Source organism: Shewanella vesiculosa, assembly GCF_009994065.1.
GTDB lineage: Bacteria > Pseudomonadota > Gammaproteobacteria > Enterobacterales > Shewanellaceae > Shewanella > Shewanella vesiculosa.
The window spans coordinates 20,374-33,512 of sequence record NZ_JAACSD010000006.1 but is presented as its reverse complement, the minus strand read 5'-3'; the positions used below and the strand labels follow the sequence as shown (position 1 = coordinate 33,512).

10 protein-coding genes are annotated in these 13,139 nt (G+C 40.3%); 7 read left to right on the top strand and 3 right to left on the bottom strand.

The window, feature by feature from the left end; genetic code table 11:
* The first annotated feature begins 22 nt into the window (after positions 1-22).
* A complete protein-coding gene (locus tag GW828_RS06210; protein WP_273058382.1) occupies positions 23-1,213 on the top strand; it encodes a cyclically-permuted mutarotase family protein in 1,191 nt (396 codons plus the stop codon).
* 395 nt (positions 1,214-1,608) lie between these two features.
* Here the strand turns inward: GW828_RS06210 and GW828_RS06205 are convergent, their stop codons facing one another.
* Complete coding sequence (locus GW828_RS06205) at positions 1,609-2,418, bottom strand: alpha/beta hydrolase (RefSeq protein ID WP_273058384.1); 810 nt, start codon at positions 2,416-2,418, stop codon at positions 1,609-1,611.
* A 201-nt stretch (positions 2,419-2,619) separates the two neighbouring features.
* Between GW828_RS06205 and GW828_RS06200 the strand changes: the two genes are divergently transcribed.
* The 5 genes from GW828_RS06200 to nagB all read left to right on the top strand — a co-directional run bounded on the left by GW828_RS06200 (position 2,620) and on the right by nagB (position 8,678).
* Entirely contained in the window at positions 2,620-3,327 is a 708-nt protein-coding gene (locus GW828_RS06200; protein WP_182698404.1) for a transcriptional regulator NanR, read from the top strand.
* 194 nt (positions 3,328-3,521) lie between these two features.
* Positions 3,522-6,212 carry a sodium:solute symporter gene (locus GW828_RS06195; protein ID WP_273058386.1) on the top strand — a complete coding sequence of 897 codons (2,691 nt, stop codon included), beginning with the start codon at positions 3,522-3,524 and terminating at the stop codon, positions 6,210-6,212.
* Between the two features lie 31 nt (positions 6,213-6,243).
* Positions 6,244-6,963: an N-acetylmannosamine-6-phosphate 2-epimerase gene (locus GW828_RS06190; protein ID WP_182741780.1), complete on the top strand. Its 720-nt coding sequence runs from the start codon at positions 6,244-6,246 to the stop codon at positions 6,961-6,963.
* The gene (locus GW828_RS06185) at positions 6,960-7,844 is read left to right on the top strand and encodes an ROK family protein (RefSeq protein WP_182741781.1); all 885 of its coding nucleotides are present in this window, start codon (positions 6,960-6,962) and stop codon (positions 7,842-7,844) included. The genes GW828_RS06190 and GW828_RS06185 overlap by 4 nt, the downstream gene beginning before the upstream one ends.
* A gap of 33 nt (positions 7,845-7,877) precedes the next feature.
* The gene (gene nagB, locus GW828_RS06180) at positions 7,878-8,678 is read left to right on the top strand and encodes a glucosamine-6-phosphate deaminase (RefSeq protein ID WP_182741782.1); all 801 of its coding nucleotides are present in this window, start codon (positions 7,878-7,880) and stop codon (positions 8,676-8,678) included.
* Positions 8,679-9,136: 458 nt separating this feature from the next.
* Here nagB and GW828_RS06175 read toward each other — a convergent pair whose 3' ends face one another.
* Both GW828_RS06175 and nagA read right to left on the bottom strand, forming a co-directional pair.
* Entirely contained in the window at positions 9,137-10,054 is a 918-nt protein-coding gene (locus tag GW828_RS06175) for a dihydrodipicolinate synthase family protein (protein WP_182698409.1), read from the bottom strand.
* A gap of 17 nt (positions 10,055-10,071) precedes the next feature.
* Positions 10,072-11,208 (bottom strand): N-acetylglucosamine-6-phosphate deacetylase, encoded by a 1,137-nt coding sequence (gene nagA / locus GW828_RS06170; RefSeq protein ID WP_182741783.1) that lies wholly within the window; start codon positions 11,206-11,208, stop codon positions 10,072-10,074.
* Between the two features lie 467 nt (positions 11,209-11,675).
* On the opposite strand from nagA, the gene GW828_RS06165 reads away from it, so the two are divergent.
* A complete protein-coding gene (locus tag GW828_RS06165) occupies positions 11,676-12,647 on the top strand; it encodes a DUF4862 family protein (protein WP_182698411.1) in 972 nt (323 codons plus the stop codon).
* Positions 12,648-13,139 lie beyond the last annotated feature (492 nt).

Sequence of the window (13,139 nt, the reverse complement as noted above, 5' to 3'; positions counted from 1 at the left end):
TTTAATAACCACTAAGGAGGGGATGTTGAAGCTTATTAACTTACTAAATTTGTTAATAGCATCATTATTGTTAACAGTTGATGCTAATGCTGCAGATAAAATGACCCATTATCCCCAACAAAATGAGTCATTCGACAACACGCCACAGATTTCATGGATAAAGGCTGGTCAGCTACCCGTACCCGATGGATTTTCTGAATCGATTGGTATTTCTGGAGCCTATAGCGGTTTTTTAGGTAATTACCTCATTGTCGCAGGCGGCGCCAATTTCCCTAATGGCCACCCATTTTTTGAACAGGGGGAAAAAGAATTCTATTCGGATATTTTTGTCTTCGATACTACAAATAAATTCGCTAACTTGGTTGCACATGGCCACTTACCTATCAAAGCAGGGCATGGAGCAACCTTAGTCGTCGATAACAGCCTTTATCTTGTTGGAGGTAAAAATAATCAACAAGCCTTCGATTCCATTATAAAATTAACTTTAGATTCAGATTATAAACTGACCACTGAATTGATCGATCATTTACCTTTCACATGGCATTCAGGTGGCGCTGCTTGGCAAGATGGCGACTTGTATATCTTTGCTGGTGAGCAAAATGGCAAAGTAAACAATCGTGTCTGTCAGTACTCTCTCATCAGTAAGTCATGCATTAATAGTGAGAATGTTCCTGCTGTTCCTGGTGCTGAACGTTCAGATTTTCCAGCGATCAATCATAAAGGTCAGTTTTACATTTTCGGCGGTTTGAGTTTTCTGACTGATAACGCTGTGCTAACTGATGCCTATGCTTTTGATTTTAAAAAGTCGCATTGGACAACATTAGCGCCTATCACTTTGGACAAACAGCCTTTTTCGGTAACCGGTGGTGGTGTGGCTACCATTAATGATGATCAATTAGTATTACTGGGTGGTGTAAATCGCGCTATTTTTAATGATGCTATCTTTCAATTGACCACACAAAAAAATGAAGGTTTGACGGCTTTTAAACAATATTACTTCAGCTTGAGTGAACAAGAGATCAATTTTAGTCGTCGCCAGATTATTTATAATATCGACAAAGATGATTGGTCTGCACTGACTAATAACGTGCCATTTACTGGCGGAGCTGGGCCACTCACTATCACTCAGCAAGGAAATAAAATCTATTGGATTTCAGGTGAGATTAAACCCGTAGTACGAAGCCCAAACATCTATCAAGGTACAGTCTTATAACCCAATAACATGGCGATAAGCTAAATGTATAGGGTGACACTCTGAATGCATTCTTGCTCCGACTATCTATACTTTACTCAGCCTAAAATCAGGTTGTCATTACTGTTAGCCCCCAAGCACTGATCAAATGTCGAACACTAGGATTACTGATCAAGGACAGATATTTGGAGTGCCCTATTAGCGCGTTTATGGCGTGAACGACTACACAGATATCGTGTGACTACATAGTGATTCAATCGGAATTATCTATGAAGCAACTAGCAGTACTTTATTGAAATGTCGAGCTAGCTAACATTCAGCCGCTATAACAAGGTGTTTAATTCCACAAATAAAGAATGGTTAGCAATAAAACAACCGATAAGTCTTTTACCCATTAGCCGCGCTGGGATGACGAACTAGCCTAAAGCCACAATTTCCTCTGCAATTAATTGCTGTATTTGCTGCCACTGCGTCTCAACCCAATGACCATTATGAGGTAGCATCGAAAAATGATCGGCGGTGGGTAACATAATTTGCCTCACTCTAGCTCGAGTTTGTTCACAAAATTGCGATACTTGTGAAACGTTTACGCAAGTATCTCGCCCACCATGTATCACAGTTAACACCATTTGCGGGTGGCATAAACGACTCGGATTACAGGCAAGGTATCGCTCAGGGTGGCTGTGTGGCGTCCCGCCCATCAGTCGATATATTTGCTCTGGTTGGTCTACATCGTTCACTGACACTAAGTCTAAAATACCCGCAATAGTCACCACTCTTTGTATTTTCAAAGGATCGTTATAATAAAGCTCACTGTCAGCGGCTATACCTTCTCTTGATGCTGCCCAAGTCGCCAAGTGCCCACCAGCAGAGTGGCCAATGATCAAAACTCGTCTTAAATCTAAGCTTTCGCTATGCTGGATATGACGCAGATAATCGATGGCATCAGCAACGTCCTTAAAGGTTGTAGGCCATGGCGCATTGATATTTTCACCTTCGGTATTCATGCGCCGGTATTCTACATTCCATATCGCAACCTCAAAGGTTTGCAAGTAATCAACGATGGCGCGAGTGGCATAAGTCTCAAGGCTGTGATTATCTTTCCAATAGCCACCATGAACCACAATGACCACTGGCGTATTGTTTGCGTGGGTCGGCGTATAAAGATGTGCAAACTGCTGACCTTCACTCCCATAACTGACCGTCTTTTTCTGATGAGTGTTCATAGGCAGGTACTCTAAAAGATACTAACTACCGTTATGGTACAATAGGTACACCACAAGCTCAACGATTTTAAATATCAAACTAAACTGCATCTTTGTGATTAAAAATTAATCACAAAGATAATTTCATATACATTCTTTAACACATTGGTACAATAGCCAGATAGGTGATACATAATCGCTCGCGTACTAAAGGAATTCCCAATGCCAATTACGATTAAACGTCCTGTTGAACGAAAAAAACTATCAGAAACAGTTGAAGAAGAATTGGAAATGATGATACGTCAAGGTGAAATAGCCGAAGGAGATGCGCTTCCCTCTGAGAGAGAGCTCATGGCTGCGTTTGGTGTTGGTAGGCCTTCTATTCGTGATGCGCTATCTGCGCTAGCCCGCAAAGGCTTGGTTAAAATTAGTAGCGGTGAAAGAACCCGCGTCACTAGACCTTCTCCAGATGCCATTATTTCTGAATTGTCAGGCATGTCGAAAGACTTTTTATCACAGCCAAACGGTTTACAGTACTTTGATCAATTAAGAAGTTTTTTTGAATCAAGCTTAGTACGTCATGCTGCTGAATTTGCAACAAGTGAGCAAATTCAGGAGTTAGAAAAGGCGGTTGAGCTAAACGGCAAAGCGATAAATAATGAAAACCAATTTAAAAAGACCGATATTTACTTTCACCGAGTCATCGCGTCAATTCCCGGTAACCCTATTTTTTTAGCTATACATCAAGCCCTTGTCGATTGGGTAATAGATGCACGTCCTGCAAAAACTAATGTGCAAGAACTCAACGCTAGAAGCCACCAAGATCACGTTGAAATTTTAGCCTGCATTAAAAATCGTGATGTGGAAGGTGCGGATAAAAAGCTGACACAACATATACAATATGTATTCGACAAATATTACGCTGAGTAATAGAGCGTCATAACTAAAACAGCACAACTGAGAAAAGCTATCGATAGATAGCTTTTTTGCTAACTGCAGCGCAATAACATCACTTCAATAGCGGTTCGCTAAAAATTCTCAAATCGAATGGTATATTTTCATAGCATTAGCCTAAAACAGGTGGTATAACAGGTATACAGTAAAACAACACTATTTGAGTACATATGATTAACAAGATATTAAAGTCAGCGTTTACTTTGATGTTGATGATGCCGTTGCTAACCCATGCTCAAACATCAATCCAGTGGCAGGAATTAAACACGACTTCAATAGACAAAGTTAACATTAATCACGGTGCGTTTATCGACCATCAAGGTACTGGTCTAGTGATATCATCAGGTATAGTAGATTTAACTGCTAAACCATATCTCTTTATCGCAGAGCAGGTAACAGACAGCAGCGTTGAATCAGAAGCAATATATCTCGTTGATGGTAGTAATGTTATTGTGACGAACTTGTCGGCAGAACAAGGTAATAGATCTTTTGCCGCGGCAACCAGTTTCCTTGGTGCCACCCTTGTAACCGGGGGTATAGCCAAACAAAAAACGACAAATTTAGTCAATCTCATTATATGGCGCCCTGAATCGAAAACACTTTATAGCTATCCACTGCCAGTATTACCTAGCACAGCAAAATCCCCATCAGCAGTCGTCATTAACAATATCCTCTATGTGTTAACCGGTTCAGATGCGAACAACCAATTCTTTGCTTTGGATCTCAATGGGCTGATAAACGCAGAAGGGAAATTATCTTATAGTAAACGTGCTCTTGACCATTTTATCGATAGTAACTCATGGCAGCGCTTACCTTCATTGCCTTTAGCCAATCAAAATATGCCTTACCAAAATGGGATTAAATTGGCAGTTCAAAATGATGGTACTGGAGCCAAAATATTTGCCATAGGTGGTTATCAACTTGCACATGACAAGCTCAATCCAGCTGAATATCTCAACTCACAAGAAAAGGTTTTCGCTTTAACTAGACATTGGAAATTTGATCCCAATACTAAAAACGCTGAAAATCAGTGGCAAAATCTTGGTGATATCTCTGTTGCCAAGCAAAAACTTAATCAACGAATTAATAGCCTAAGTTCTATTGGTCAATCACATATCTTAGCGTTTACCGATCAAGGCAATACCTTATCATTTAATGCCATTACTAATAGTTGGACACATTACTTAACCAACAATATCGATAAAACCCAGGTTATCAATGGCGCTAAAACGACTGAATATATTAGTGAAAATGTCACAACATCTGACGGGGTCATCTACTCATTAAATCGCAGCAATAATAATCCTAGCGCATTACGACTATGGCAAGCATCACTCAAACAGCCGGAAAATAATTTTGGTTTAGTTAATATGACCGTTTTAGTGGTGTATTTAATTTGTGTGGTATTGCTCGGACTGTTTTTTGTCTTCAAAAACAGAAATACCGATGATTATTTCCGTGGGGGTCAATCTATCCCTTGGTGGGCAGCAGCCTGCTCAATATATGCCACTATGTTAAGCTCATTAACTTACGTCGCACTGCCTGCTGTCGTTTACCAAAGTAACTGGGTATTACTTATTGGCATATGGATGATTGTTGCTGTTGCGCCTCTGGCCATTTATGTTGCTATGCCCTTTTTTCGCCAAATTGACGCCACTAGCGCTTACGAATATCTATCAAAACGTTTCAATATGAGTGTAAGGCTATTTGCCAGTGGCTTATTTACCCTATTTCATGTGGGTCGAATGGGTATAGTTATGGCATTAACAGCATTATCCCTCTCGGCAGTAACGCCACTATCAGCTAGTGACAGTGTGTTGATTATGGGCGTCTTATGTTTGATTTATTGCACCATGGGTGGCATTGAAGCTGTCATTTGGACTGACACCTTACAAACCGTTGTGTTAATTCTTGGTGCGATAGCCTGCTTTATCATCATAGTTACAGGTTTAGATGGCGGCTTAACTGACTTTATAAACATTGGCTTACGTGATGATAAATTTACTATGGTCAATGCTGATTTCAGTTTAGATAGCATAACAACACTGTCTATATGGGTGATTGTTATTGGTGGTATTGGCCAAAATTTATCGAGCTACACTGCCGATCAAGCCGTAGTACAACGCTATATGGTGACAAAAAATCCGAGTGATGCCAGAAAATCAATTTGGGCAAATGCAATAATTGCAGCCCCAGGAGCATTATTATTCTTCTGTATTGGTACCGCGCTATACGCCTTTTATCAAACACATCCAGAAAAATTAGACCCTACCATCCAGATTGATCAAATATTTCCCACCTTTATTGCGACTGAACTGCCAATTGGTGTTGCGGGTCTTATTGTTGCGGGAATTTTTGCGGCCGCCCAATCAACAGTATCGACCAGTATGAACTCTATCGCGACGACGTTAGTAACTGACTTCATAAGGCCTTTTAATTTAGTGAAAACTGAAAAAGGTTATATGAGTGCTGCGCGCTGGCTAACTTTTATCATGGGAATACTCGGCACACTTGCTGGACTGATCTTTATCGATCCAGAAATCCGCTCACTTATGGAAGCTTATTTTAAAGTGATCGGCATGTTTATGGGCGCATTGGGTGGTCTATTTGTATTAGGCGCCTTAACCAAAAAAGCCAACTCGTTTGGCGCGATAACAGGTATTTTAGCCGGTGTATCCACCATGATATCTGCATGGCAGTTTGGCTGGGCCGACGGTTACCTATATGCAACCATAGGTATAATGTCATGTTTAGTCGTTGGCTATATTGCCAGTTTATTAACACAAACGTCCAAGACAACGAACAAAGACTTAACTGGGCTAACCTTATATACCATGCATCCAACCCCTATTAAATCGTGATTAATATTCAAATAGCCTTTAGGAAATAAGTATGACAATAGTAAATAAAATTTTAGAAAAGCAACTATTAACTTTATTAAAACAGTCGTTAATTGTCTCTTGCCAACCGGTTGATCACGGCCCTATGGATAAGGTTGAGCATGTTGTTGCTATGGCGTTGGCCGCCGTAGATGGCGGCGCAAAAGGGTTAAGAATCGAAGGCGTCGAAAATGTTAAAGCTGTAGCCAAGGCAACCAGCACACCGATCGTTGGCATTATTAAAAGAGATTTAATAGATAGTCCAGTTCGCATCACCCCGTTTATTGAAGATGTAAAAGCCTTGGCACAAGCCGGAGCCAGTATTATCGCGTTTGACGGTACACAAAGACAAAGACCAGTACCAATGTTAGCGCTACTTGAAGCTATTCATAATGCAGGCTGTATTGCCATGGCAGATTGCGCAGACTATGAAACTGGCCTCATGCTGGCACAACATGGCTGCACTTTTATTGGCAGTACCATGTCTGGTTATACTGATTTGAATCCCCCGCCCCATGATCCCGATTATGCCCTCGTCGCTCATTGGGTTAGCCAAGGGTTAAATGTTATCGCAGAAGGTCGCTATCACTCTCCAGAAAGAGCAGCTAAAGCGATTAAACTTGGCGCCTTTTCTGTCACTGTCGGCTCGGCAATCACCCGCGTAGAACATATTACCAAATGGTTCGCTACTAGCATAACAGAGGCGTTGCCTTCAATGGAAACAACAATATGATCATCGCAATCGATATTGGTGGTACAAAAATATCTGCTGCACTGATGGATAATAATGAAATCATTGAATCAAAAAAGACTGATTCGATTGTTCATCACGATCTCGATAATTTAGCGAGTTATGTGGTTCATTTATGCCAAGACTGGATTGAAAAAGCACAAATAGTCGCCGTAGCCTGCACCGGACAAGTTGGTAAACATCAAGTTAACTTTCTGTCAGCCAAACAAGCCCTACCCTTACAGCAGCAGCTCAAGACAGGATTTGGGCTGCCCGTAGTTATTTTAAATGATGCTGCAGCGGCTGCATGGGCAGAATATTGTTTAGGTCCCAAAAGACAAGACAGCACCTTAGTTTATATTACGGTGTCGACCGGAATTGGCGGCGGCATTATCCAAAATGGTCAGTTGGTCACTGCTAGTGATGGTTTTTGTGCTCATATCGGTCATATGTCAGTTAATTGCCCCACGGCTCTTAGTGTTCAATGCCATTGTGGCCGAATCAATTGCGTCGAAGCTATTTCATCGGGCACATCAATCGCCAGGCAAGCATCAACAATTTTAAAGACTGCTGTTAGCTGCAAAAACGTGTTCGAACAGCATCTGTCTCACCCAGAAATAACCACGCTACTGGACCAATGTGCTGATGCGCTCGTTGATTTAATTGCGAATATTAAGGCTCTTACAGGTACGACTGTGGTTGTCTTAGGAGGAAGCGTCGGGGATGCATCAGCTTTTAAAGAAAGAGTGGCAGCTAAAATAGCCAAGTTACCGATGATATATCAAGTTAGCTTGGTCTCGCCTATAACAGGAGAGCATGCGGATCTTATCGGCGCAGCCATGTATGCTCAAACGATAAATGGCTTCAATGATGGTACTCAATAGCCGCGACTGAAATGCTATTTTATTGGAACAAACATGCAAATTATTATTTTAGATAATCCCGACCAAGTTGCAACTCATGCTGAACAATGGGTTACAGAAGTTATTAAACAAAAATCAACTCCAGTTTTAGGCCTAGCCACAGGCACCACCCCTATTCAACTTTATAAACGGCTAGTACAACGCCATCAAACAGCACAGTTAAGCTTTGCTAATGTCACGACATTTAACCTTGATGAGTACCATAATATTGCCGCAGATAATGCACAAAGCTACCGCAAGTTTATGAAAGATAATTTATTTGATCATATAGACATTGACCAAAATAAAACATTTTTACCTATCTGTCAGCAAGATCAAAACCCACGTATTCAAGGCCTTGCTTACGAGAAAAAAATTCGCAATGCGGGTGGGATTGATTTGCAAATATTAGGCATAGGCGCAAACGGACATATCGGCTTTAATGAACCGACTTCGAGCTTAGCATCTCGCACAAGAATTAAAACCTTAACCAAGCAAACGTTACAAGATAACAGCCGCTTATTTGATAAAGATGAATACCAACCTACGATGGCGATGACAATGGGCATTGCCACCATTCTTGACGCTCGTTATGTGTTACTGATGGCGACAGGAACAAATAAAGCAGCAGCAGTAAAGCAAATGATCATGGGACCTGTAACCGCTATGTGTCCCGCATCCGCTTTACAAATGCATGAAAATGCGATCATTCTGCTAGACAAAGAGGCTGCATGTGAATTAAGCGATCAAGAGTATTTTATTTGGGCAAACCAAGAACACCAAAAAATTAATCAAGCCTATGGACTATTCATCTAGATAACTTATTTATAGTTCACTCATAGTTCATTAATATTTAGTCGACTAAATATTAATGAACTTGGCTATACAGGCACATGTTTTCATAGCAAAGCACATCTAATCTCTCATCACATACCAAATAAATACCAAGCTCTCCACTAATTGCCACTCGGAATCTATAGATCGCTCAATTGGACCTGCAAGGTAATATTAAGCAAACCCTGTTCGCCATGATGAACTGTCTACAGAGCACATCACTGAACAGTAATTATTACCGCCCAGATTTACCTACCCGACTATCTTGCATAAAAAAACCACCAATAATATATTGATGGTTAGATATGACGCACTAACAACAACTTCACTTTAAAAACACTACAATATAAAAATCTTCGCGTTCAAACTTTTTTATATATTCCTAAAACCTCATGCTAAATAATTAATATTATCTTCTAATACCAAAAAGATAATTATTATTAGTTATTTTTGTCATGCGGCATGTGTTCCATAAAGCCAGCCGCTGTCATTTTAGCAACAACATCCTCTTTCTCTTGGTTAGAAAGCGCACTAATTGGCAAGCGAGGATCACCAACATCGATACCATGTAACAACATAGCAGCTTTACCGGCAGCAACTCCCCCGTATTGTACCAGTGGACGAATGAGAGCAATAACCTTATCCATGAGGGCAGCGACAGCCAGCTGATCACCCTTGTTAAAAGCAGCAATAATATCCAAATAGAGTGGCGCAGCATAATTATAGGTACTTCCTACTGCACCTATCGCGCCAACAGCAAGGCCACCCGGGAGAAACTCATCAATCCCAAATGGAATATCAAATTTACCATCACACACTCGTACACATCGTTGATACTCATAAAGATCAACATGGTTAAACTTAATACCAGCCAAGTTTGGAATCACCTTATCAGCTTTGATAAGAAACTGTTCCATATCAAACATCACCCCAGACATACCTGAATGGTAATAATAAAATGCTTTTGTCGGTGCTGCTGCTGCAATAGTGGCACAGTAATCAACAAGGCTATCAAGAGAACTCGGTTTGAAAAAACAAGGCGCAATAATCGAAGTGCCAAAAATATCGAGGGTTTCAGCATGTCTTGTTAATTCAAGTGTATCTACAATGGATAAGGCACCAGTATGAACTGTAATACTGAGCTTTCCTTGTGATGCCAAAACCCAACGCTCAACAATCGCTTTACGTTCAGCAACAGAACAGTTAAGGCCTTCACCTGTTGTGCCACAAATATAAACACCTTTCACGCCTTGACGAATAAGAAGTTCAGCAATGCGATCGATGACAGGAAGATTAACTTCACCGTTGCTATCAAATGGCGTATGAGGGGCGGAAATTAATCCAGTCAGTTTTTGCATTATAAATCTCCATAAATTTAAAATATTTTTTTGCCGCCAATCCAGGTGTGGCTAACGTGCAAGGCAGAGTTATTACCGCATTCAAGCACGGTAAAATCTGCATTAGCACCTATGGCAAATTGCTGTATGTTGTCATTTATTCCAAGAAAATTAGCAGGGTATATACTCGCCATTCTTAGCGCCTCCTCAAGAGGTATATCAAGCATAACTTGAGCATTATTGACTGCCGTGATCATATCTAATGCTGAACCCGCTAATTGACCTGTTTGGCTCATCAACTTATCGCCTTCAAGCACAATTTTATGACCATCGAACTCAAACACCTTTTGACTACTGCCAATGGTTGACATCGCATCAGTGACTAACATCATTTTGCCAGAGCATTTAAGCCTATTTGCCAACTTTGCCGTTGCCGGATGAACATGATGACCATCAAGTATCAGCCCACACCAACTGTGCTCATCGAGTAGTGCCGCACCAACCATGTTCGGCTCACGAGATGTCAGTGGTGACATCGCATTAAATAAATGAGTAAAACCAACAGCCCCAGCAGCTAGTGCTGCTTGGGTTAATTCAAAACTGGCATTAGAGTGGCCTAAGCACACTTTTACATTGTGCTGAGTTAATCGCTGTATTTGCTCACTTGTCACATGCTCAGGTGCCAAGGTGACCACTTTTATTCCTAAATCATCGCGACAATAAATCGCTAATTCCTGCTCACTTAGGGGCCTTATATGCTTGCTGCTATGTATGCCTTTCTTGGGCTCACTGATATGCGGTCCCTCAAAATGTACACCTATAACACCATGGATCTCTTGCTTGATTGCTAGTGCGATCGTATCAGCGGCAGCACTTATAGTTTCAAGATTACTAGTGATCAGCGTCGGTAATAATCCTGTGGTCCCATACTTACTATGTGCCTCAACCATTGCTTTAAGCGTTGATAAACTCGTGTCATGGTTAAATAAAAAACCTCCTCCACCGTTGACCTGTACATCAATAAAACCCGGAGTTAGTAAGCCTGAAACCTTAATAAGCTTGGCGTTATTAACCACATCAAAAGCGATAACCTTGCCATTTTCAAAACTTATCGGTTGGTTATTAGTGATGCTTTTTCCATCAAATAATTGTTCGGCAATTACAGTTGTTATCATGACTTCTCGACTTTACGTTGCTTCATACAAAGTGTTTTGCGAACTCAACAAGGCTTTTAAAAAGTAGCCCTACTATTGGCAGAACAAATCACAGGTACGCCATCAACCTGTTATACCAATATACCTTTTGATTTATTTTTGTCAAAATAAAAATCTGTCAGCAACTAAGCCGCATGATGAAGCTGTTTGAAAAGCAGTATGTTGAGCAACAGTTAAGTGTCTAAAATCCTTCCCCTACCAGTTACTTGATTGGAAAAATATATTTCTTAAAAATCTTACGTAAACATTGCTGTTAGATGTTCATAGAGATACTTCTGCTTTGGCCATGAACGATTTTCATTCGATATTAATGAGATATTTACCATCCAACTCATCAGAAAAATCCAAAAGCTGGATTGCATTACACCAACTCAAGTGGTGTAATAGGTATACCTACAGCGTGATCTGCTTATTAAGGCTAATATTTAATGGAATATATTATTGGTGCGTATGCCGCAGCACCTTCGACCCAGCAATGGGATCAAGAATTAGAAGCGAGTTACTACCAGGGGCTAAAATTACAAAGTAATATCATTGGCTTAGAACACCCCTTTGTGGGAAAGCTGCATCCTTATGATGATGAATGGTTTCTTAAGAATATTGATGAGAATTGGCAATTCATTTTTACATCAATTCCAGGGGTGATGGGGCAGATTGCTAAAAACCCGCATTTTGGCATAGCCTCCACCAATGAAACAGGTAGACAAGCTGCACTGGCTTTTTACCAACAAGCACAGCAAGCTATATTTAAATTAAACAATCACTTAAAAAGAGAGGCTGTAAGCTTTTTAAAAATACATACAGCACCAAAGATAACTGAAAACACACAATCATCTATTCAAGCTTTGCAAACATCGCTTGAAGCCATGCAATCATGGAACTGGTACGGCGCAAAACTGGTCATTGAACATTGCGATGCACATATCGCAGGGCAAGAAGCTGAAAAGGGCTTCATGCTATTACAAGATGAAATGACGGCGATTACGCACGTTAACAGTAAACTGAATAGTGATATTGGTATCAGTATCAATTGGGGGCGTTCAGCTATTGAAACACGTAATACCGATGGCCCCTTGCAACATACTAAACAAGCTTATCTCAGCGGCTTGTTAAAAGGGATCATCTTTTCTGGTACCTCAGATATAGACGGCCCTTATGGGCAGTGGAAAGACACTCACATGCCTCCAGCACAAGCCGTATACATTCCCAGCTTTGCAGAAAACTCTTTATTAACGATGGAGCAAATAGAAAAAACCATGCAACAGTGTGATTACAAGCAACTGAAGTTTATTGGTGGAAAAATTTCATTAAGCCCAAATGAGGCAAATGTTGACCAACGAATTTCTTATTTAAAAAGCCTAACAACATTGCTCGATCACGTACTCGAAATAAAATCATGAGCAATCTATCAATCATTTTGGCCAGCCAAATATAATCTATATGAGATATGCCACATGTATTTCTGATTAAAAATTTACTTTAATGGTTTGTATAGTGCATTTTACCCATTCTAGCGCTTAGTATTTGAGTGTATTGCGCAACATAGTGACAAGTAAATGTTTAACTCAGTTTATACCGGAAATGGTGTATAAATAGATAACATGTCAATTTACCGACTAAAGAATGCAATGGCTTGCTAACGTATTAAAGTGATGAACTTATCACTGTCACCTTAAATTATAAGCATAAAAAAAGCCCCGTTCGATTAAGAACAGGGCTTTAAATAATGGTACCTGAGGTCGGACTCGAACCGACACGCCGCGAAGCAGGGGATTTTGAATAAAGAGCGTGACAAATATCACTCTCAATGTAATTTTTTATTATTATTTTTTAATAACTTAAGATATATTGAATATCATAAAAATAACTTTGCAAATTCTTTGCAAAAAAAT